The sequence below is a fragment of the Xenorhabdus bharatensis genome, assembly GCF_037996705.1.
Taxonomy (GTDB): domain Bacteria; phylum Pseudomonadota; class Gammaproteobacteria; order Enterobacterales; family Enterobacteriaceae; genus Xenorhabdus; species Xenorhabdus bharatensis.
The window spans coordinates 138,211-159,546 of the sequence record NZ_JBBMXG010000002.1 but is presented as its reverse complement, the minus strand read 5'-3'; the positions used below and the strand labels follow the sequence as shown (position 1 = coordinate 159,546).

The following is a 21,336-nucleotide window of genomic DNA, read 5'->3' as shown; positions in this document are numbered from 1 at the left end:
TTATGACGGCAAGCCCTGATCCCACACAAATTATCTCCACGGCAGCAACAACTGAAATGCAGCATCATGCCAAAATTGCTATTGTCATGGGTTCAAAAAGCGATTGGGCAACAATGCAACACGCAGCTGATATTCTGACTTCCCTTGCTCTTCCTTTTCATGTCGAAATTGTTTCAGCACATCGAACACCCGATAAACTTTTTCATTTTGCTGAACAAGCGAAAGCAAATGGTTTTGAAGTGATTATTGCCGGTGCGGGAGGGGCTGCACATCTGCCGGGGATGCTGGCAGCCAAGACATTAGTCCCTGTGTTTGGTGTTCCGGTACAAAGTGCGGCACTGAGCGGTGTTGACAGCCTTTATTCTATCGTCCAAATGCCCAAAGGAATCCCTGTTGGCACGCTGGCGATCGGTAAGGCGGGCGCAGCAAATGCAGCTCTGCTTGCTGCTCAGGTTCTGGCATTACACGATGAGGCTCTGTTTCAGCGGCTGGCAGACTGGCGTCAGGCGCAAACTCAGGATGTTCTGGAAAATCCTGATCCCCGGGAGGATGCATGAAGCCTGTTTGTGTATTGGGTAATGGTCAATTAGGCAGGATGTTACGTCAGGCGGGCGAACCATTAGGGATAGCCGTCTACCCGATTGGGCTGGATGCTGAACCAGAATCTGTTCCCTATCAAAGCAGCATTATTACGGCTGAAATTGAACGCTGGCCTGAAACAGCTTTAACCCGCGAACTTTCCCATCATAACGCATTCATTAATAGAGATATTTTCCCGTTACTTGCTGACCGCTTGCCACAGAAACAACTTTTAAACACGCTTGGGCTGGCAACAGCACCGTGGAAGTTATTATCTGATCCTAGCCAATGGCCACAAATTTTCAGTGAACTGGGTGATTTCACCATCGTTAAACGTCGGGTCGGTGGTTATGACGGCCGTGGTCAATGGCGTATCCGACCGGGTAAAGAAACAGATTTACCCACTGAAATTTATGGTGAATGCATTGTAGAACAAGGGATCCCTTTTTCAGGAGAGGTTTCTCTGGTGGGAGCACGTAATGCCTGCGGAAAATCAGTGTTCTATCCGTTAACCCATAATCTTCATCAGGAAGGTATTCTACGTACAAGTGTTGCTTTGACTAATGCCAATCGTCAATTACAACAGAAAGCAGAAGAAATGCTGTCCAGCATTATGGAACACCTGAATTACATTGGTGTTATGGCGATGGAATGCTTTATTGTCGGTGATGAGTTACTGATCAATGAACTGGCACCACGGGTACATAACAGTGGCCACTGGACACAAAATGGCGCCTCTATTAGTCAGTTTGAACTTCACCTACGGGCGATTCTGAATTTACCTATGCCTCAACCGGAAGTTCTGGCTCCTGCTGTGATGGTCAATCTGATTGGAACTGAAATAAACCCAGAATGGCTCAGTTTACCGCTGGTACATTTACATTGGTATGGCAAGGAAGTTCGCCCGGGACGTAAAGTTGGTCATCTGAATCTGGTTCACCCAAAACAAGATGCATTAAAAGCAACATTAGAGAGCCTGATAGCATTATTACCGTCAGAGTATCAAAATGGTTTGGAATGGGTAAAAAGTCAATTAAGCTGATCCATTTTTCGTATTCCGCCACAATGGAATAATAAAAATAGCAGGAAGTAGTCAGTTACTTATGAGCACGACTATTTCCTGTATGCTATTTTTTTCTTACCAACGACAATGTTATTATCAAATATTATTCCTTGATAAGGTTCTGGACAGAGTATCCACTATTGTCCTTGTCGTTTGGTCTACTTCATAATTAAGAAAATCGCCTACTTTAATCTTATTAAGATTGGTTATTCTCAGTGTTTCTGGAATAAGGTTTAAAGTGATGGTTTTATTTTCCTCATCAATATGGTTGACAGTTAAACTACATCCATGTAACCCGATAAAACCTTTCAGGAAAAAATATTTAATATTATCCTGAGGAATTCGGATAACCAGCCGGTAAGTTTCACCTATCGCAGTAAACTCAACCACTTCAGCTATACCTTCTATATGCCCATAAAGACTATGACCGCCATTTTCTTTATTCATCTGATGAGAACGTTCTATATTGACCTGATCTCCAATAGAAAGAAACTTTAGCGTTGTGGTATCAGAGGTAAAATCAGAAATATCAAAAAAGACTTTGTCTTCACTGAATTGTGTCACTGTCAGACAAGTGCCATCAACCGCTACGCTTGCACCAATCGCAACATCATCAAAAAGACTGTTATTATTACTAATTGTTATTGTACTGAATCCATTGTTTTTAATAAGTGATAATACCTGCTCTTTTCCCTGAACAATTCCTGTATACATGACATTCACTCCAGAGGTTAACTTATTAATTTTTTAATAAAAAACACATTAAATATGTATAACTACATTTACGTTGTCACATCATGATTTTTATCATAAAAATCAAGAGGAATTTAATATAGCATGATAAATAGATAGGTCCTAAATCCAGAGTTCTTATAGCATACTTATAGTCATTCAATATAACTAAGGCATAAATTCCCTTCTCTATACCTTTTCATAATAGTGAGAGTATCAGCATGCGGTGTTCCTTACCCCGCGTGTCACGCGGGGTAAGGAACACGCCTATCATTTTTAAAAGCTATTTAGGAAATCAGACACTCAATCTACTTCAATATCTATCACTACGATAAGGCAAGGCGTTAATATTAAAATAAATACCCTATTTTTTTCTAGTTCGGTTTGAAAAATAACGCTCTCGATCTGGAATATTGTCACTTAACTTTCATTATAAAAAGAGAATAAAAAAAATGTTATTAACTTTCATGTAATTTTTCTTTTATAGCCTCAATCCGATTCCGATAATAACAAGTTGAAACAAAGTAAGAATACTTATTAGACATAGAAAAACGTGAAAGTATACCGAGTAAAATACCGTCTTCTGAAAAAATAGGACTTCCTGAATCTCCCTTGTTTCCGGTAAGCGGTGTTATCTGTGCATAACCATTTGTTAAATCTATTTTACCGAATCTTTCAATTGGCGTTGTCGTTGTTTGATAAATTGTATATGGTAACGTCATCCCATCATCCCCCATTCGTTGATATGCAATCCCCTCAAATGGATATAGTACTCCTGAGCCTTCTTTTGAACATGGTCTGGGTAGCTTTGCTACCTCACCGTCTCTTTTGATAGAAGTCATATCTCTATCTACCTTAAAAATAGCCATATCAACTGCCGGTACAAACCTGACTAAATTTTTCCCCGAATAGAGGTGTGCAGTCCAGCCAAATACTCTGCTATATCTTTTCCCATAATAAACGTTCAGATCTCTTTTTTCAGCATTTAACCAATCATCATTGAAACAATGAGCAGCAGTAAGAACTAAGTCTTTCCCAATAATAACTCCACCACATTCAGATGAACCACGCTGACTTATATTGTCAAAATTAAAAAAAAGCTTAACATATGATGCAACATATTTTTCATTTGGTGGGTCATCAGCTCTCGCAAATACTTTGCCAGCAATGAAAAAACTCATAAAAACAAACACAATAAGTATCTTAATCCAATTCTTCATATTATTTTTCCCATAATAACATTAAACCATGACTTAATTCATAGGAGATTATGAATTAAAACAAAACCATCTATATTAAATTATAGTACCTCATCCATATTTTGGTAAATAAATAGACAAAAATTAATTTAAAGAAATCATTTGAAATAAATATGGAAATTAATATAAAAAAAAGAAATTTTTAATTAATTGTTTTAAATGAAAATAACAGTAAATACATTCATGTTTGTTTATTTAATCCATATAAGTTTTAAAAAAAATCATAGAACGGTTACACTTTATAGATAATTTTTCACCTAACACGGTTGACTTATTGATATAGGTGCTATAATTAAAAAATGCATCATATAGTTAACTTAATATTATTTAAACATTAAAGGTCATAAACCCTCAGTGCAAACATCTTCACTTTTATTATCATTAAATAACACTTATAAGATAATTAGTTAATATAAAATTATATACACAAAAAAATAGAGGTAACATTATGAAATACATAAATTCACTCATAATCATTTCTTTTTTAATAATTTATTCAATTAGTTCAGCTTATGCTGGATGTCCCGATGGAAAGGATGGAACCTATACTGGGTATGTTGGTAAAATCATTTATAGCACTAATGATGAATACACCACATTTACTTTAAGTAATTATCCAAATTCTATTATGAAACTATCAGAAGATGTAACAATTAATACAATCAGAGGGAAAAATATCTCTGATCTACTTATATTAGCAAAATTTAATTTTAATAAAATTACTGTAATTTGCAAAGATTTGAACGTATCAACTCTAGTTTTAGAAGATAACAATGACCCAGAAAGCAAATAAAATACACAATATTATACACAGAAAAATCAAGAGAATATGACGAACAAGTTTTATCATGTTTATCTTTGCATAAAAGACTGAATATAATAATTACAGGTAATTTAATGAGCTATATAAAACCACTCAAAGCCATTATATTTTTGATGGTATTGCCAATCGGTTTCTCCTATGCAAACTGACCTCATGGATTTGATGGCGGAGGTAAACCCGTGTTTGGAAATGTTGGCTAAATTTATTTTAAGGTGCAAGAAGATACTGTTTCATTTAATTTATCTAATTATCCAAATAACTCTATGAGATTGAACAAACCCATAAATATTCCTCAGGGAAAACTAATATATACCTTTTCATGATAGTGAGAGTATCCGCATGCGGTATCCCTTACCCCGCGTGACACGCGGGGTAAGGGATACTCCTGTCATTTTGAAAAACTATTTATTGGATATGCTACTACAAGCAAATAACAATGATGATGTGGTTAAATTACTCTGCAATAATTTACAGGTTGACATATTATTTATTATGTAATGATGGCAAGAAACACTAATATTTCCATGAAGGAAAAAATCAAATTTTAAACAATAAACACACTATATCCCCTTTTCCACCCATTCCCTCCTACAAAGTGCTAGTTTTAACACTGGCACTTTTTTGATTATAAAATTAACTTGATTGATAACAGTTTTTCCTTCAAGGATGATTAATTTCCAACCAAAATTGCATTATGACTTGGGAAAACAATTAAGGTATCAGCCCAGTCATCCATAGACGGTTTTTGCCCTCAACCCATTCAAACATAAATACAAAATCAAGGACATACCTTATTTTCGTACCAACCAATTGAGCTATAGTGTGTTTATTCGATACAGTTTTTCCTGATAACCACTTAAAATAACACTGTTTCTATACACAATGGATTTCAAAGTGCGTCGCAGCGGCAAGGGAAAGAGTTCCCAGGAGTCCGGGAGCATAGATAACTATGTGACTGGGGTGAACGAGCGCAGCTAACAAAGAGGCCACTTGAAAAACGAAGTGTATAATAGTTCATATCCTTGATGGGGTCATAATGTCCACTCAACACGACAAATTCGGGCGTACTTATCAGTGGTTTTTACTGATACTTTTAGGCATGGTCTATTTTCTATCCACAGCAACAACCTTTACGTCATTGGGTGTTGTCCTACCCAGTATGATTAATGAACTGGGCTGGAGCTGGACTGATGCCGGTTTAGGATTCACACTGCTTGGCCTGACATGCGGACTGTCCAGCTTCCTTCCAACCGTGTTTATTCGCAGGGTCGGTGTTCGGTTCACCCTCTTTATTGGGTTACTGATTTTTCTGGCTGGCTTCTACAACCTCTATCATACCCATGCTATTGCATCATATTTCATTGGAACGGCTTTAATTGGTGTCGGTTTTACCTTTCTGGCCACCGTGCCCGGCACCTATGTGATTTCACGATTATATGAAAAGCAGTCTCTGGCTTTCGGGTTCTATTTTACCATTGGCGGGCTGGGCGGCGTAATTGGTCCGTGGATCTATTTTCTGGCAACCCGGGTCTGGGGGACTTGGCGAATGCACTGGATGATCTCCGCCATAGTGCTCACTGTTTTTGTTCTTCTGACGATTCTGACCCTTCGTGAAGGGGAAAAGGAAATTGCCCACGCTAAGGCTGTCAGTCAAAAAAATAATCGGGAAAACTTATCCGGTATATATCGCACCCAACAGTTTTGGACAGCCCGTCGGGCACTGCGGACATGGCAATTTTATGTTATTGCTGCCACCTATACGGCGTTTTTATGGTGTGGTATTACGGTGAATAGTTTCGCTGTAGCCCACATTATTGAGAATGGTTTCAATGAAGCCATTGCGGCAGGATTACTCAGCTCTATGGCTTTTATCAATGCATTCTCAAGACTGGCCGGAGGTGCTGTCGGGGAATGGCTTGAGCCCAAGAAATTACTGCTCGGTAGCCTGACTATTATTATTCTTGGCTTAATCGCCCTGAGTATTGCCTCTTCATGGCCCTTCCTGATTGCATTTACGCTGTTCGTCGGTATGGGATACGGCATGACTTTTCTCGCTTCCAGTGTATTGCTCGCCAATTATTTTGGTCGTAAGCCTTATCTGGAACTATTCTCGATCATGAATCTGATTTCTACATTGGCTTGTTTGGCTCCTTTCTTCGCGGGTGCGATTAAAGATTATTCCGGTAGTTTTACTTGGGCGTTCCTTATCATTGCTTTCCCTGTTTTTGCTGTGTTAATCGTAACAATGATGATGAAACCACCCAGCCAGAAAGTACGAGGCCGCTCAGTTAAAACTGAATAGGATTGTCTGCATAAAGTAAAACACAAATAAGGCAATAGTAATGGCAGGCATTGCTGAAGTGGCATATCGGGCCATGTTTATGCGGGGCTGAATTTGGTTAATGTCGCCCGGAAATTGACTGTTCTGAAGCATGGGAAGCCAAAGCTTCCCATTATCAGTCATATCTATTCCGGTAGACGCCGGTATTGTTCTTGCCTGCGCAACAGCCGAACTCCCAGCCAACCCCCACAAAGTGAAAGTAACAGGCTGCTGATAACCGGTAACAGAATCCACATCAGCCACTGTGGCTGCCACGGAAACTCAAAGACTTTTGTCTGTAACAGCCAAAGGGCGATTTCAGCCCCAAATGCCGCCGCCAGACCAGCCATAAAACCCAGCAAGGCGAATTCACTCCATAATGTACGCCGCAATAACGTCTTACTGGCTCCCAGTGTCCGGTAAACCACCAGCTCAAGCTGCCTCTGGCTCATACCGACCTGAATTTGTGCCAACAAGAGCAACCCTCCACATATCATGACCAGCACAACCATGATTTCCAGTGCCCGGCTAACCTGCTGCAAGATACCTTGGATCTGCTTAACCATAGAGCCAATATCCAGCATGCTGATCGTCGGGAAATGGCGATTAATTTCGGTCAGTAATTTCCCGTTTCCGACATAGTGGAAGCTGGTTAGCCATGTCTGAGGCTGGTGTGCCAGCGTTTCTTTATCAAAAATAAAGAAAAAATTCGGATGCAAGCTTTCCCAGTCTACTTTGCGAATACTGCTGACTGTCACGTCAAACGTTCTGGTGTCACCAGTGAAAGTCAGTTTATCGCCGATTTTAATCTGTAACCGATCTGCAACACCCTGCTCAAGGGAAACTTCCTTTGATTGCGGCGGCCAGTTGCCTTCGACAAGGGTATTGAACGGCGGTAATTCTTTTCTCCATGTTAAATTGAGTTCACGCCGTACTGTTGTACTCTTAGGATGTACTTTGTCAGCCCATTCAATTGCAGATTTCCCATTGATTTCTGTCAGACGCGCCAGTACCACCGGATAAAATTCTGTTGGCTTTACGTCATATTGTGCCAACAGTTCATCCACTGATGTGAGTTGTGGTTGAGTCATATTTATCAGGAAATAATTCGGGCTATCCGGCGGTAACTGTTGCTGCCACTGGTTCAGTAAATCACCTCTCACCATCACCAGTAATGCCAGTAGCATGAAGGAGAGTGAAAATGCAGCCAGCTGAGTCATTGTCTGAAATGGCCGACATAACAGCCTGCTAACAGCCAAACGCAGGCTCAGCTGACGAAATGTGATACGGCGCAATAACCATAATCCACTCCAGCCTAATACACCTAATAAAAGAGCGACAACAGGAACCCCCGCCAGTAATGACCATAATAGTGGTTCAGTCCCTGCCAACAGCATTAACCCTCCGGCGATAAGCAGAGCAACTACAGGCAAATAATAGCGTAATGGCCAGATACTGGCAGAAACACCACTTCTCAATACTCTGGAGGGCTGAGTTGCCATCAACTGGCGGTAAGGACGAATGCCCACCAGCAAAGCAATACTGAACAGAGCGCCAATCGCCCATACCCACGGCCACATCCCTGCTTCCGGCAACATTTTAGGTAACATCGCAGCCAGCACCCGGATCAGGGCAGCTTCAAAAGCCAGCCCCAGCATAGAACCGACGACAGTTGCTGCAAGTAATATCACCAACCACTGCCCGATGATCCATTTGCGTAGTGCCCAGCGCCCGGCTCCCAGCGTTTTCAGTATCGCAACTAAATTATGGCGACTGCGACAATAATGCGTCATAGAAACCGCTACGGCTGCCACAGCCAGCAATAATGTCAGTAAAGCCGATAACAACAGGAATTGTTGGGCGCGTTCGATGGATTTTGCCAACGCACCATTATCCTGCTTCAATGTTAACCAGCGTTGGTCCGCTTTTAATTCAGGATCAATTAACTGTTGGAATGACTGGATCGCATCGGGTAAACCCGCAAACATATAACGATAAGTCAGGCGGCTGCCCGGCTGAATAGCGCCTGTCGCTTGCGCATCATCAATATTGATTAAAACCCGGGGAGAGAGTTGGAACGGATTGAAGCCACTATCCGGCTCCTGCAAAAGTTCACCGCTAATCTTCAGTGTGGTATCACCGACGTCAAGGCTATCTCCCACTTTAATATGCAATAACTCCAGCAAACGTGGGGCAACCAGTACTGAACCTTTTTCCGGCTTCAGTCCCGGAGGGCGGGTTTCCAGTTCACCATACAGCGGATAGTGTTTATCTGCCGCTTTTACGTCCGTTAGTTGTGGAACATCTCCTGCGTAAGCCATCGTTGAAAATGAGATCTGACGACTGAGTGTCAGCCCCTTTCTCTGTGCCAGTTGTAACCAGGATGGATCAACAGGATATGATGCCCGTAATACCAGATCCCCTGCCAGAAAATCGCGGCTCTGATAATGAACACTCTGATCAATACGATCACCAATACGCCCTAAAGCTAATACACAAGCCACAGCTAACGTCAGCGATAACCAGACAATCAATAACGATGGAGTGCGCCATTCACGCCAAAACCAGCGCCAGATCATGCTTCCTCCTGCAATTTTCCGTCTGCCAGACGTAAGCGTCGCTGGCAACGGGCAGCAAGCTGGCTATCATGAGTGACCAAAATCAGTGTGGTCGCATAATCATGGTTGAGTGAAAACAGGAGATCAGCAATACGTTCACCTGTCTGGCGATCAAGATTGCCTGTCGGTTCATCTGCGAACAAAATTTTGGGACGGGTACTGAACGCTCTGGCTAATGCAACACGCTGCTGTTCCCCGCCTGAAAGCTGGGCGGGCATGTGTTTCAGGCGTTTGCCCAAACCTAGCTGCTCCAGTAATTCGATAGCCTGCTGACGACTCTGATTTTCAGATTCTCCGCGCAGAAGTGCAGGAAGCTGGACGTTCTCCAATGCATTCAAAGTGGGGATCAGCATAAACGACTGGAAAACAAAACCGATATTTTCTGCCCGTAGCTGTGCCCGCTGCTCCTCATTCATACGGCTGATATTCTGCCCCAGCAAATGGACTTCACCTGAGCTACCATCATCCAAACCAGCAATAATACCCAAAAGGGTCGATTTCCCTGAACCTGATTCACCAATTAATGCAATTGTCTGCGCTGGCTCGACAAGCAGCTCAACACCTTGCAATATATTAATTACCTGTTCCCCTTGACCAACATATTTAATGAGATTATGAACTTCAAGAGCACACTCTACAGCCATGTATTTATCCTTTTATTGTTAATAATGTGCAGCGCCAGAGCAATGGCGGCTGATACTCTGCTTATATTAGGAGACAGCCTCAGTGCAGGTTATCGCCTGCCGGTTGAGCAGTCTTGGCCTGTTCTTATGGCAAAGCAATGGCATCAGTCCGGTAATAAAGTGAATATCATTAATGGTAGTATCAGCGCGAATACCGCAGCACAAGGTCTTGAGCGCCTGCCCGAATTACTGAAACAACACCAGCCCAAATGGGTTTTAATCGAACTCGGGGCTAATGATGGACTACGTGGTTTTCCCGTCCGACAAATAGAACAGGAGCTGCAAAAAGTCATTTCATTAGTCAAACAAGCCAAAGCTGAACCACTCTTGATGCAGATCCGTATTCCGCCCAACTATGGAAAACGTTACACCGAATCTTTTGCTGGCATTTACCCTGCTTTATCAAAAAATAATGATATCCCTTTATTGCCCTTTTTTATGGAGCAAGTTGCTATCAAACCAGAATGGATGCAAGATGACGGACTGCATCCCAATCAGGCCGCACAAACCTTTATTGCAGATTGGATGTCCAGAAAACTATCGGCATATATTACCCATAAGTAAAAATGTTCACTTATTAATAGTAAATCATTTATGCCCGTAAATTGTTGTAAATTGACAGGTAAAGTTATGCAAAAAGCCATTCTTATTACCGGATGCTCCAGTGGTATCGGATTAGCCGCCGCCAAAACGCTTCATCAACGTGGCTATCGTGTGTTGGCTGCTTGCCGTAAACCTGCTGATTTAGCACATATGCGCGAATTAGGCTTAGAACCCATCGAACTGGATTTAGATGATCAAGAAAGTGTTCAGAAAGCCGCTGAGCAAGTTATTGAGTTAACAAGCGGTCGTTTATTCGGGTTATTCAATAATGGGGGTTTTGGCGTTTATGGCCCGTTGATGAGTATTTCCCGTGAACAAATGGAAAAGCAGTTTTCCACTAACTTCTTTGGCACTCATCAGCTAACGAGTCTGCTGCTGCCCGCTATTCTGGCGAATGGTGAAGGGCGGATCATCCAGACCAGTTCTGTACTGGGATTAATTTCTACGCCAGGCCGTGGTGCATATTCTGCCAGTAAATATGCGCTTGAAGCCTGGTCTGATGCGCTGAGAATGGAATTAGTGGGAAGTGGGATAAAAGTCAGTCTGATACAGCCGGGGCCGATTAAAACTCGTTTCACCGAAAATGTTGCTCAGACCGAAATTGATAACCCCGTCGAAAACTCGGCAATGGCGCACCGTTTAGCGATGACGCCTGAAGATGTAGTGAAAAAACTCATTCATGCACTGGAAAGCCCTAACCCTAAGTTACGCTATCCTGTAACGCTAATATCTCATGCGGTCACTGTTCTGCGTCGCCTGCTACCAGCAAGATTAATCGATAAAATCGTATCTTCGCATTAGTAATAAGATTGAAAAACCGGCAAGCCAGCCCTATGTACACTTTAATGCCCTTATAACGAGAGAGAAGCCATGGAACCAACAATGAATACTAACAGCAACACTGCTCAGATTGTTCGCATTAATGAAGCAAATATCGCTCAGGTTGTTCAACAGTCTCTAACCACACTTGTTGTATTCTATTTCTGGTCCCCTCAGGATCTGCATTGTCATGAATTAGAGTCCACCCTTGATAAACTCGCGCATGAATATGCCGGTCAATTTATTCTGGCGAAAGTCGATTGTGACCAACTGGGCCATATCTCCGCACAATTCGGTGTACGGACTATACCGACCGTGCTTTTTGTGCGTGAAGCCCGCCCTTTCCACGGCTTTGAAGGGATGCAAACCGACGAAAATATCAGAAAGATGTTTGCCCAAATTCTGCCACTGTCAGGAAAGTCCCCGCTGGAACAAGCCAGTGAACTACTTGTTGAAGGAAAAAATCAGGAAGCGCTGTCTTTACTGAAAGAAGCGCATCAGGAAGATCCACAGGATACCGAACTCAGCTTACTTTTGGCTGAAGTCCATATTTCATTCAATCATCTGGAAGAAGCACAAAAAGTACTGGAAACTATTCCATCAGAAGAGCAAGACCAACGTTATCATGATTTACTGGCTACTATTGAATCACACAAGCAAGCAGCGGATTCTCCTGAAATCAGGCAACTTTTGCTGGAAATGGCTGCTCAGCCGGAAAATGCTGAACTTGCGATTCAATTAGCGTCTAAGTTACATGAGGTCGGACGTAATGAAGAAGCACTTGAATTATTGTTCGGTTTTCTGAAAAAAGACCTCTCTGCTGCCAATGGTGAAGTGAAAAAGACACTGATGGATATTATCACCGCGCTCGGTACCGGAGATGCACTGGCATCCAAATATCGTCGTCATGTATACTCTTTACTCTATTGATTAAGCGTATTTATGTATTCCATGATTAACTAATAAAGGAATTGTTATGGATTTACTCTCTCTCGGGGCTGTGCCCATTCTGATTATTATTGCAGTCGTTATCGTTTTTACCTGTGTTAAGACCATTCCACAAGGATATCAGTGGACAGTAGAACGTTTCGGCCGCTATACACGCACCTTAACGCCGGGGTTGCATATTCTGGTCCCGTTTATTGATCGCGTGGGCCGTAAAATCAATATGATGGAACAGGTACTGGATATTCCATCGCAAGAGGTGATCTCCCGTGATAACGCCAATGTCACTATTGATGCCGTCTGTTTTATCCAGGTTGTCGATCCAGTACGTGCTGCTTATGAAGTCAGTAACCTTGAACTGTCTATCATCAACCTGACCATGACGAACTTCCGTACTGTTCTGGGTTCAATGGAACTGGACGAAATGCTGTCACAGCGCGATTTAATTAACAGCCGCCTGCTGACCATCGTCGATGAGGCGACTAACCCGTGGGGGGTGAAAATTACCCGTATCGAGATCCGTGATGTACGTCCACCGAAGGAATTGATCTCTGCGATGAATGCCCAGATGAAAGCTGAACGTACCAAACGTGCGGATATTCTGGAAGCAGAAGGGATTCGTCAGGCTGCAATCCTGAAAGCGGAAGGTGAAAAGCAGTCTCAGATCCTGAAAGCAGAAGGTGAACGCCAGTCAGCCTTCTTACAGGCAGAAGCCCGTGAACGTGCCGCAGAAGCTGAAGCAAGAGCAACAAAAATGGTTTCTGACGCGATTGCTGACGGTAATATGCAGGCGATTAATTACTTCGTCGCCCAGAAATATACTGATGCTCTTACCAGTATCGGTGCAGCAGATAATAGCAAAGTCATTATGATGCCGCTGGATGCCAGCAATCTGATGGGTGCTATCGGCGGCATTGCTGAGCTGATTAACGAAAGTAAGAAGGATAGACAGGATAACTAACTATGATTGAACAGATAGCCACTCAACCGGTCTGGTTCTGGCTCTGTTTTGGTGGATTACTGTTAATTGCTGAATTGCTGGGTACGGGGGGATATTTGCTATGGACAGGGATTGCAGCGGTCATTGTCGCCCTGATCACATGGGTTTTTCCCTCAATGAGCTGGGAGCTGCAAGGCATCCTGTTTGCCTTATTAACATTACTCTCTGCTATCGCGTGGCGGAGCTGGTTGCGCCGCCACCCGCAGAAAAGTAGTGATGAGAGGCTGAATCAGAAAAATCAGCAATTAATCGGGCAGCACGCTCGCTTAACGACAGATACTGAAAATGGTTATGGACGAATCAAACTGGCTGATGGTAGCTGGCGCATTCACTGTGACCATGAACTCTCTGCCAATACAGAAGTGGAAATCATCGCCGTTGATGGGATCACACTGAAGGTTAAGCCGGTATAATACGGAATGGCAATAAACCGACACAGAAAATATTAAATCCTGGTTGTCAGTTAACGCAGTTAGCCATCCGGTAGCCTTTAATTTTGAGATAAATTGCCTTCATTCATCAACGCCTCTCCCTAATACAGGCTGGCTACGCCAGCCATATTTAGCCTTTAATGAAACCAAACAATGAATCCAGTGGAAAACGTTGAAAACGGCCATTGGCCATTGATTGGAGTTTAGTCATTTCTGTTTACAATATGTTACAGGTAGCTGAATTATCATTCATTTATCGTTATCTCGAAACTTATCAATACTATATAACCCCAGCAAAAAAGCACACCTAAGCCCTGACAGGATGTACGTTGTCTTCTGAAAATAACAGCAGAAGCGACAGCTCCACTTCGAACGATCCAGTTCGAACGAATAGTCAAAATAAAAATATTTTAATGTAGCGAAAGTTAAAATTAATCGAATACCCGGTTCTGAGAAAACCGAATAGGGATTTAATCATGACTTTTAAAATCATTTGCTGCGATGGCGGAGGAATTCGTGGTTTGCTGACCGCCAGACTTATCGAAGATCTCGATAAGAAATTTCAGATTATTAAAAGAGCCAATGGATTTGCCGGAACATCCACAGGAGGGCTATTAGCACTGGGCATGGCACACGGTGTCCCTATCTCAAAAATGATTGATTTATACAAAAAAGAGGGGGCTAGTATTTTCAAAGTCCATAGTCTTTTACAGAATAAATACAGGACTGGAATGTGTGATTTGCAGGTCACCAAACTTATTCAGGATCTCGATAAACAATTTCAAATTACTAAAAAAACCAGTCGGTTTGCGGGGATGCCCACAGAAGGGATATCTTCACAAGGTATGCCACAAGATATCACTCTTTCAAAAATGATTGACCAGTGCAGAAATGACGGTACTCAGCATTTTGGCTCGAATGAGATATTATTGCAAAGTATGAGCGGGTCTAGAGGGTTTTCCGCTCAAAATGATGAACCGCTTGGAAGACCCGGAGCTATGGGCGCAAGATATTACAGCGATGGCCTGAACAAAATTCTACAGGAATTTTTTTCAGATGCTGAACTATCCAGTTCAGGTCGTTTTATAGCGATTAATGCGGCCCAGCTTTGGAACGAAAACAATCAATCCTGGCTACCGTGCACATTTTCCAACCTACCAAAAAATCCCTTTCGTAATATCTCCATGCTTGATGCAGCAATGGCGACATCCGCGGCTCCAACGTACTTCCCGCCACATCGTATTCAGGTGAACAGCACGGATTTTGGCTATTTCGTAGATGGTGGGGTTTTTGCCAATAATCCATCCATGACAGCACTTACCGAAGCATTATCCCTGAAAGGAATTTCTGGCCCAACTGATATCCGCATGCTATCCGTCGGTACCGGGAATATGTCTAACGGAGTGAGTTCGATCAATTTCGACAACTATGCACCGTTAAGCTGGGGAGCAAATTGGTGGTTGTGGCCTAGGCGGTGGGGGAACCAAAATGAGATACCACCAGCACCTCTGTTGATGCTCATATTTGAAACGACGGCTAAAATGGCAGAACTTCAGACCGAAAAAATTCTTGGCAACAACTATTTACGCGCAAATTTTATGCTCAGTACACCGTACGATATAGACAATTGGCAAGATATCAAAATCCTTGAAGCTGAAGTGGATAAATATTTGCAAACACCTGAATGGGAGCGCATATGCAATCAGGTTAAGCGACTCTGGATATAAAATATTTTCACTATATACAGGCTCCTGACAATTAAGCTGATATCATCAACCCTGTTTTGCACAAAAACCAGATAATTGTTCAATAATGGGACAATCTGCGCCATCATCTCCGGGGCATTCAGCGGCCAATACTAATAACTTTTTCCTGATATTCTGTAATTCTGTAATCGTTTTTTCTATTTCAGCCACTTTTTGCAATGTTGCAGCCTTTACATCAATACTGTGGCGATTAGGATTGTGAAATAACCGTAATAATTCCCGGCACTCTTCCAGAGTAAACCCCACCTCTCTCGCCTGTCGTAAAAGGATTAATTCATCAATATGCTTCTGTTGATAAAAACGGTAACCATTCTCTTCCCGCCCCGGCGCTGTAATCAGATCTTTTTCTTCATAAAACCGGATAGCTTTGCTGGTTAAGCCCGTTTTCTGGGCAATTTCACTGATATTCATCATTCCCCCTTGACCTTCCCCTTGCAGGAAGGTTTAGCCTAAACAGATAACGAGCTGTCCCCCAATGATAATAATAAGTATATCACTCTGTTTCAGGAGATTTTACTATGTCGACAACAACCATTCTTGCACTTCAGGGCTTAACCTGTCTGCACTGTGTCAGCAGAGTCAAAAAAGCGTTGGAGCATCTATCCGGAGTTGAACAGGCCGAAGTCACTCTTGAATACGCTAAAGTTATCAGCAATGTCACGCCTGATGCCTTGATAGCCGCTATTGGTGATGCTGGTTATCAGGCTTCTCTCGCGGATCGTCCCGATGTTGAATTACAACTTTCTGGCTTAAGCTGTATGAAGTGTGTCGGAAAAACTCAAAAAGCACTGGAATCAGTGGAAGGGGTGGTTGCTGCGGAGGTCGATAAGCAAACAGCCAGAATTTACGGCAAAGCTGAAAAGGGTGCCTTAATCAGCGCAGTTCAACACGCAGGCTATCATGCTGAATCAGTCATGACTGTACATCTCCCCAAAAATGAGCCGCTGACAACACCGGCCACACAGGCACCAGAATATTTGCCAACGGCAACCGATCCTACTGCCATTCCGATCACAAAATCTGACAAGAAAACTGGCTCTGGTGCTCCTCATAACAGCGATGACAGCATTCAGCTTCTGCTGGATGACATGAGCTGCGCAAGTTGTGTCAGTAAAGTACAAAAAGCCCTGCAATCTGTTGAAGGTGTTAAAAATGCCAGAGTCAATCTGGCGGAAAGAAGTGCGCTGGTTACAGGTTCAGCTTCCCCTGAGGCTTTAGTCAGTGCAGTTATCAAAGCCGGCTATGGAGCTGAAATTATTCTGGATGAAACTGAACGCCGGGAGCGACAGCAACAGATTGCACAGGCCAATATGCGCCGTTTCCGCTGGCAATCAGCCTTCGCTCTGGTTGTCGGGGTTCCGGTGATGATTTGGGGCATGATAGGCGACAATATGATGCTCACACCGGAAAATCATACCATCTGGCTGAGCATTGGCCTGATTACTCTTGCCGTGATGGTATTTGCTGGCGGGCATTTCTACCGCAATGCCTGGCAAAGCCTGAAAAATGGCAGTGCGACAATGGACACACTCGTTGCACTGGGAACAGGAGCCGCATGGCTATACTCCATCAGTGTCAATTTATGGCCGGATATTTTTCCGCCTCAGGCGCGCCATATTTATTATGAAGCCAGCGCCATCATTATTGGTTTAATTAATTTGGGTCATGCCTTAGAACAACGAGCACGTCAGCGCTCTTCACAAGCACTTGAGCGACTGTTGGATTTAACGCCTCCGACAGCCCGGGTTATCACATCAGAAGGCGAAGTATCATTACCACTGGCTGATGTTGAACCCGATATGACATTGCGGCTGGTAACAGGTGATCGGGTTCCCGTTGATGGAGAAATCATTCAGGGTACAGTCTGGCTGGATGAAGCGATGCTGACGGGGGAAGCTATTCCTCAGCAAAAAACAATCGGTGATACAGTTCATGCCGGGACAGTCGTTCAGGATGGAACGGTCCTGTTCAAAGCTTCAGCCGTAGGTAGCCAAACTACTTTAGCCAGAATTATCAATCTGGTGCGTCAGGCACAAAGCAGTAAACCGGAAATCGGCCAACTGGTGGATAAAATATCCTCAATATTTGTTCCTGTCGTCGTTGTTATTGCATTAGTTGCCGGAGCTATCTGGTATTTTGCCGGCCCGGCTCCGCAAATCATGTACGCGCTGGTCATTATCACTACGGTACTGATTATTGCCTGCCCTTGTGCACTTGGTCTGGCAACACCAATGTCTATTATTTCAGGGGTCGGAAGGGCTGCGGAATTAGGCGTATTAATACGCGATGCTGATGCACTGCAACAAGCCAGTCAACTCGATACCCTTGTCTTTGACAAAACCGGGACTCTGACAGAAGGCATGCCGCAGGTTACGGAAATTCATACTTTCAATGGTTACACGGAAGAACAGGTATTACTGTGGGCAGGGGCGCTGGAAAGCGGTTCAAACCATCCTTTAGCAAAAGCCATTCTCCTGAAAGTGGAAGACAGGAAAATTGAGAGTAAACAATTGCCTGACGTTACACAATTTCGCACTCTGGCAGGAACAGGGATTAGCGGCAATATCGGTAACACGACACTACTATTAGGTAATCTGAGCCTGCTTGAACAGAATCAGATTGAAACAACCACATTAAAACAGCAAGTGGCACAACAGGCCGAAAAAGGTATTACTCCTGTTCTTCTGGCTGTTGACGGTAAAATAGCAGCCCTGTTTTCAATTCGTGATCCACTGCGTCAGGATACAATCTCAGCTTTGCAACGCCTGCATCGTCAGGGGTACCACTTAGTGATGCTGACGGGAGATCATCCGGCAACAGCTAATGCTATCGCCAAAGAAGCGGGCATTGATCAGGTTATTGCTGGTGTCTTGCCTGATGGTAAAGCAGTAACTATTCAGACCTTACAATCTGAAGGCAGAAAAGTCGCGATGATTGGTGACGGAATTAATGATGCTCCGGCATTAGCACAAGCCGATGTAGGAATTGCAATGGGAAGCGGCAGTGATATTGCTATTGAGACAGCATCAATTACCCTGATGCGCCATAGTCTGCATGGAGTTGCCGATGCCGTTGAATTATCTAAAGGGACATTGCGTAATATGAAGCAGAACCTGTTCGGGGCGTTTATTTATAATACACTGGGTATCCCGATTGCAGCCGGTATCCTCTACCCTTTCACCGACACATTATTAAACCCGGTGATTGCTAGTGCCGCCATGGCACTCTCTTCCATTACTGTCGTCAGTAACGCCAACCGATTATTACGATTTAAAACAAAAGGTTAACTAATTTTAGCTTCGAGAAGCTAAACAAGGAAGTTTAGCTTTTATTCATCATATATACCCTATGAATTTCGCACTTTTTCATACTTTCCTGTTAACCTTTAATACATTAGCATATCGGCTTACATCCATTAACGGAGTTGTGAAATGGGAAAACTCATGACCTATCTCAGTAATGTATTAGGACTAAATTCCCAACGAAATTACCCCTATCCTGCTTATGATGTCACTCTGCCTGAAAACAGACAATTACATATTGTTGGCAGCATCCATATGGGTACAGAAAATATGTATCCACTTTCTGAAGTATTGCTGGAACAACTGGAACAATGTAATTCTTTAATTGTTGAGGCAGATATTACCCAATCAGGATCGCCATTTCAGCAAATACTCCCCGATCAGGCCGGGCTGTCACAACGTTTATCACCTGAACACTTTGCGTTTCTACAACAATACTGCCATGAAATCTATCAGTCGATAGAACGACTGGATCCACTGCCTTCTTGGCAGGTTGCCCTGATCCTTCAGGCTGCTCAGGCTAAATACTTAGGCATGAGTCCTCAGTATGGGATTGATTACCAGTTACTGAATAGTGCAAAAGCCATTGATAAAGATATCATCGAGCTAGAAGGAACAGATGAGCAGGTCAACTTACTTACCGAGTTGCCGAATGGTGGCCTTTCTTTATTAGAAGATACGCTTGCTCACTGGCATACGAATGCCCGCGCTTTACAAACTATGATTGGCTGGTGGATGAATTACAAATCAGACCAGAAAACCCCGGTATTGCCACAAACTTTCTGCGACGCTATTTACCAAACCCTGATAACTGAACGTAACTACCAATGGAGCGCACAGTTACGTGCCTTACCTGCGGGAAAATATGTAGTCGTGGTCGGTGCATTACACCTTCATGGTGAAAACAATTTGCTACAGTTGTTGCAGCAACAAAAATAAAAGATATTTCAAATAATTGAGAACTTCTATATGACCCCTGCCATCATCTTGCTGGAAAAACAAAAAATTAATTTTAAGATTCATCCTTATGAACACGATGCCAATGAACATAACTTTGGTGATGAAGTAGTCAGAAAACTGGGTTTAGATGCAACAAAAGTTTTTAAAACCCTTTTGGTTTCATTAAATGGTGATCCTAAAAATCTTGTTGTCGCTGTCACCCCGGTTGCCGGGCAACTGGATTTGAAAAAAGTTGCCAAGGTATTTAAAGCCAAAAAAGCCGATATGGCAGATCCTCAACTGGCACAAAAAATGACAGGCTATCTGATCGGAGGAATCAGTCCATTGGGCCAGAAGAAACGTCTCCCTACTGTTATTGACAGTCAGGCAGAAACTTTATCTACTCTGTTTATTTCCGGAGGCAAACGAGGTCTGGATATTGAACTGGCGCCTGCTGATTTATGCCGACTACTCAATAGTTCATTTGCTGATATCGCCAGAATTTGAAAATCAATTGTAATTACACCTAAATTTTTCGAGCCGGCTCTGTTTTCCCGAAAACAGAGTCTTGTTCAATTTTCTAGTATCGATATACTTTCCTTACGACAAAAATAATATTATTTACTATTTTAAGTAACTTAATATATTTAAATAAAAGGAGATAAAATGGCTACCTCGTCAATTTTTCGGCAAATTGTGATTACTGACCCTAAGGCAATTAAGATGTTACGTAAGGCTAATAAGAAACCAAGAAAAAATAAATATGACCATATAGATATAGAAGCACAACAAAATGAGGCGATAGAAATATTAAAACGAAAATTCTCGCTTTAAGAAAGGTATTAATGACACTTGGTGCTGATAAAACAATGGAATATTTGCATTCATTTTCCTGTCCATCAAACCAAGATGTAGAGTCATTTTTACATTCAAGAGCCATTAGATTTGAAAAAGTTGATGCAACAAGAACCTACTTGGTTTTAGATATGACGGGAATGATTTTGGCTTATTTTTCTCTGACCTTTAAAGAACTACCAATACATGACTTTATTCTTTCAAAATCAAAAATAAAGAAACTTGATGGCATCAGCAATCGTGCAACATCACTGAAAGTTTATTTAATTGGACAGATAGCTAAAAATTTCTCCTTACAAGGAAATCCAATAAAACTTAAGGACATCCTAATTCCAATAGAAGTTATTATCGAAAAAGCGCAATATCTAATAGGAGGACGAACAATTATTCTAGAATGCAAAAATGAAAATAAAATTGTTAAATTATATCAAAGCCACGGCTTTAAAATAATACCACACAAAAGGGAGGGAGAGAAAAACACGCTAATAACTATGATATTAAACAATTAATTATTTTCCTTCAACCATACCTACTTCAGATTATTTATTACCATTTCAACTGATAAATAAAAGACCATCTGTCTTAAAGATGGTCTTTTT

Annotated in this window: 20 protein-coding genes; 15 read left to right on the top strand and 5 right to left on the bottom strand. The window is 42.4% G+C overall.

Annotated elements, in window-relative coordinates; translation table 11 throughout:
• Positions 1 to 56: 56 nt before the first annotated feature.
• Both purE and purK read left to right on the top strand, forming a co-directional pair.
• Entirely contained in the window at positions 57 to 557 is a 501-nt protein-coding gene (gene purE, locus AAC855_RS02385) for a 5-(carboxyamino)imidazole ribonucleotide mutase (RefSeq protein ID WP_340608262.1), read from the top strand.
• Positions 554 to 1,621, top strand: coding sequence for a 5-(carboxyamino)imidazole ribonucleotide synthase (gene purK / locus AAC855_RS02380; RefSeq protein ID WP_340608031.1), 1,068 nt, complete (start codon positions 554 to 556; stop codon positions 1,619 to 1,621). Before purE ends, purK begins: the two co-directional genes overlap by 4 nt.
• Positions 1,622 to 1,738: 117 nt before the next feature.
• Here purK and AAC855_RS02375 read toward each other — a convergent pair whose 3' ends face one another.
• Together AAC855_RS02375 and AAC855_RS02370 are read right to left on the bottom strand one after the other, a co-directional pair.
• On the bottom strand, positions 1,739 to 2,356 hold the full coding sequence (locus AAC855_RS02375) for a riboflavin synthase subunit alpha (protein ID WP_340608030.1): 618 nt from the start codon (positions 2,354 to 2,356) through the stop codon (positions 1,739 to 1,741).
• Between the two features lie 476 nt (positions 2,357 to 2,832).
• The gene (locus AAC855_RS02370) at positions 2,833 to 3,594 is read right to left on the bottom strand and encodes a trypsin-like serine protease (protein WP_340608029.1); all 762 of its coding nucleotides are present in this window, start codon (positions 3,592 to 3,594) and stop codon (positions 2,833 to 2,835) included.
• A 487-nt stretch (positions 3,595 to 4,081) separates the two neighbouring features.
• Here AAC855_RS02370 and AAC855_RS02365 point away from each other — a divergent pair, with 487 nt between their 5' ends.
• Together AAC855_RS02365 and AAC855_RS02360 are read left to right on the top strand one after the other, a co-directional pair.
• Entirely contained in the window at positions 4,082 to 4,426 is a 345-nt protein-coding gene (locus AAC855_RS02365; protein ID WP_340608028.1) for a hypothetical protein, read from the top strand.
• Positions 4,427 to 5,492: 1,066 nt separating this feature from the next.
• Entirely contained in the window at positions 5,493 to 6,758 is a 1,266-nt protein-coding gene (locus tag AAC855_RS02360) for an MFS transporter (protein ID WP_340608027.1), read from the top strand.
• A gap of 164 nt (positions 6,759 to 6,922) precedes the next feature.
• Here AAC855_RS02360 and ybbP read toward each other — a convergent pair whose 3' ends face one another.
• The gene (ybbP, locus tag AAC855_RS02355; protein WP_340608026.1) at positions 6,923 to 9,355 is read right to left on the bottom strand and encodes a putative ABC transporter permease subunit YbbP; all 2,433 of its coding nucleotides are present in this window, start codon (positions 9,353 to 9,355) and stop codon (positions 6,923 to 6,925) included.
• Positions 9,352 to 10,038, bottom strand: coding sequence for a putative ABC transporter ATP-binding protein YbbA (gene ybbA, locus AAC855_RS02350; protein WP_340608025.1), 687 nt, complete (start codon positions 10,036 to 10,038; stop codon positions 9,352 to 9,354). The genes ybbP and ybbA overlap by 4 nt, the downstream gene beginning before the upstream one ends.
• Between ybbA and tesA the strand changes: the two genes are divergently transcribed.
• The 6 genes from tesA to AAC855_RS02320 all read left to right on the top strand — a co-directional run bounded on the left by tesA (position 10,009) and on the right by AAC855_RS02320 (position 15,602).
• Entirely contained in the window at positions 10,009 to 10,641 is a 633-nt protein-coding gene (gene tesA / locus AAC855_RS02345) for a multifunctional acyl-CoA thioesterase I/protease I/lysophospholipase L1 (RefSeq protein ID WP_340608024.1), read from the top strand. The genes ybbA and tesA overlap by 30 nt on opposite strands.
• A gap of 66 nt (positions 10,642 to 10,707) precedes the next feature.
• Positions 10,708 to 11,481 carry an SDR family oxidoreductase gene (locus AAC855_RS02340; RefSeq protein ID WP_340608023.1) on the top strand — a complete coding sequence of 258 codons (774 nt, stop codon included), beginning with the start codon at positions 10,708 to 10,710 and terminating at the stop codon, positions 11,479 to 11,481.
• 69 nt (positions 11,482 to 11,550) lie between these two features.
• Positions 11,551 to 12,429, top strand: a complete 879-nt coding sequence (locus tag AAC855_RS02335; protein ID WP_340608022.1) for a co-chaperone YbbN — start codon at positions 11,551 to 11,553, stop codon at positions 12,427 to 12,429.
• Between the two features lie 46 nt (positions 12,430 to 12,475).
• Positions 12,476 to 13,405 (top strand): SPFH domain-containing protein, encoded by a 930-nt coding sequence (locus AAC855_RS02330; protein ID WP_340608021.1) that lies wholly within the window; start codon positions 12,476 to 12,478, stop codon positions 13,403 to 13,405.
• Positions 13,406 to 13,407: 2 nt separating this feature from the next.
• On the top strand, positions 13,408 to 13,857 hold the full coding sequence (locus AAC855_RS02325) for an NfeD family protein (protein WP_340608020.1): 450 nt from the start codon (positions 13,408 to 13,410) through the stop codon (positions 13,855 to 13,857).
• 494 nt (positions 13,858 to 14,351) lie between these two features.
• Entirely contained in the window at positions 14,352 to 15,602 is a 1,251-nt protein-coding gene (locus tag AAC855_RS02320; RefSeq protein ID WP_340608019.1) for a patatin-like phospholipase family protein, read from the top strand.
• A 45-nt stretch (positions 15,603 to 15,647) separates the two neighbouring features.
• On the opposite strand, the gene cueR is transcribed toward AAC855_RS02320, so the two are convergent.
• Positions 15,648 to 16,052: a Cu(I)-responsive transcriptional regulator gene (gene cueR, locus AAC855_RS02315; protein ID WP_340608261.1), complete on the bottom strand. Its 405-nt coding sequence runs from the start codon at positions 16,050 to 16,052 to the stop codon at positions 15,648 to 15,650.
• A gap of 107 nt (positions 16,053 to 16,159) precedes the next feature.
• Between cueR and copA the strand changes: the two genes are divergently transcribed.
• The 5 genes from copA to AAC855_RS02290 all read left to right on the top strand — a co-directional run bounded on the left by copA (position 16,160) and on the right by AAC855_RS02290 (position 21,246).
• Positions 16,160 to 18,928 (top strand): copper-exporting P-type ATPase CopA, encoded by a 2,769-nt coding sequence (gene copA / locus AAC855_RS02310; RefSeq protein WP_340608018.1) that lies wholly within the window; start codon positions 16,160 to 16,162, stop codon positions 18,926 to 18,928.
• Between the two features lie 144 nt (positions 18,929 to 19,072).
• Positions 19,073 to 19,882 carry a TraB/GumN family protein gene (locus AAC855_RS02305; protein ID WP_340608017.1) on the top strand — a complete coding sequence of 270 codons (810 nt, stop codon included), beginning with the start codon at positions 19,073 to 19,075 and terminating at the stop codon, positions 19,880 to 19,882.
• Between the two features lie 30 nt (positions 19,883 to 19,912).
• On the top strand, positions 19,913 to 20,389 hold the full coding sequence (ybaK, locus tag AAC855_RS02300; protein WP_340608016.1) for a Cys-tRNA(Pro)/Cys-tRNA(Cys) deacylase YbaK: 477 nt from the start codon (positions 19,913 to 19,915) through the stop codon (positions 20,387 to 20,389).
• A gap of 159 nt (positions 20,390 to 20,548) precedes the next feature.
• Positions 20,549 to 20,716: a hypothetical protein gene (locus AAC855_RS02295; RefSeq protein ID WP_340608015.1), complete on the top strand. Its 168-nt coding sequence runs from the start codon at positions 20,549 to 20,551 to the stop codon at positions 20,714 to 20,716.
• A gap of 11 nt (positions 20,717 to 20,727) precedes the next feature.
• Positions 20,728 to 21,246 (top strand): acetyltransferase, encoded by a 519-nt coding sequence (locus AAC855_RS02290; RefSeq protein WP_206602258.1) that lies wholly within the window; start codon positions 20,728 to 20,730, stop codon positions 21,244 to 21,246.
• Positions 21,247 to 21,336: the final 90 nt, after the last annotated feature.

Excerpts from the sequence above, each read along its gene's own strand:
- purE (WP_340608262.1), top strand. The coding sequence starts at position 57 with ATGCAGCATCATGCCAAAATTGCTATTGTCATGGGTTCAAAAAGCGAT.
- purK (WP_340608031.1), top strand. The coding sequence starts at position 554 with ATGAAGCCTGTTTGTGTATTGGGTAATGGTCAATTAGGCAGGATGTTA.
- AAC855_RS02375 (WP_340608030.1), bottom strand. The coding sequence starts at position 2,356 with ATGTATACAGGAATTGTTCAGGGAAAAGAGCAGGTATTATCACTTATT.
- AAC855_RS02370 (WP_340608029.1), bottom strand. The coding sequence starts at position 3,594 with ATGAAGAATTGGATTAAGATACTTATTGTGTTTGTTTTTATGAGTTTT.
- AAC855_RS02365 (WP_340608028.1), top strand. The coding sequence starts at position 4,082 with ATGAAATACATAAATTCACTCATAATCATTTCTTTTTTAATAATTTAT.
- AAC855_RS02360 (WP_340608027.1), top strand. The coding sequence starts at position 5,493 with ATGTCCACTCAACACGACAAATTCGGGCGTACTTATCAGTGGTTTTTA.
- ybbP (WP_340608026.1), bottom strand. The coding sequence starts at position 9,355 with ATGATCTGGCGCTGGTTTTGGCGTGAATGGCGCACTCCATCGTTATTG.
- tesA (WP_340608024.1), top strand. The coding sequence starts at position 10,009 with ATGAACTTCAAGAGCACACTCTACAGCCATGTATTTATCCTTTTATTG.
- ybbA (WP_340608025.1), bottom strand. The coding sequence starts at position 10,038 with ATGGCTGTAGAGTGTGCTCTTGAAGTTCATAATCTCATTAAATATGTT.
- AAC855_RS02340 (WP_340608023.1), top strand. The coding sequence starts at position 10,708 with ATGCAAAAAGCCATTCTTATTACCGGATGCTCCAGTGGTATCGGATTA.
- AAC855_RS02335 (WP_340608022.1), top strand. The coding sequence starts at position 11,551 with ATGGAACCAACAATGAATACTAACAGCAACACTGCTCAGATTGTTCGC.
- AAC855_RS02330 (WP_340608021.1), top strand. The coding sequence starts at position 12,476 with ATGGATTTACTCTCTCTCGGGGCTGTGCCCATTCTGATTATTATTGCA.
- AAC855_RS02325 (WP_340608020.1), top strand. The coding sequence starts at position 13,408 with ATGATTGAACAGATAGCCACTCAACCGGTCTGGTTCTGGCTCTGTTTT.
- AAC855_RS02320 (WP_340608019.1), top strand. The coding sequence starts at position 14,352 with ATGACTTTTAAAATCATTTGCTGCGATGGCGGAGGAATTCGTGGTTTG.
- cueR (WP_340608261.1), bottom strand. The coding sequence starts at position 16,052 with ATGAATATCAGTGAAATTGCCCAGAAAACGGGCTTAACCAGCAAAGCT.
- copA (WP_340608018.1), top strand. The coding sequence starts at position 16,160 with ATGTCGACAACAACCATTCTTGCACTTCAGGGCTTAACCTGTCTGCAC.
- AAC855_RS02305 (WP_340608017.1), top strand. The coding sequence starts at position 19,073 with ATGGGAAAACTCATGACCTATCTCAGTAATGTATTAGGACTAAATTCC.
- ybaK (WP_340608016.1), top strand. The coding sequence starts at position 19,913 with ATGACCCCTGCCATCATCTTGCTGGAAAAACAAAAAATTAATTTTAAG.
- AAC855_RS02295 (WP_340608015.1), top strand. The coding sequence starts at position 20,549 with ATGGCTACCTCGTCAATTTTTCGGCAAATTGTGATTACTGACCCTAAG.
- AAC855_RS02290 (WP_206602258.1), top strand. The coding sequence starts at position 20,728 with ATGACACTTGGTGCTGATAAAACAATGGAATATTTGCATTCATTTTCC.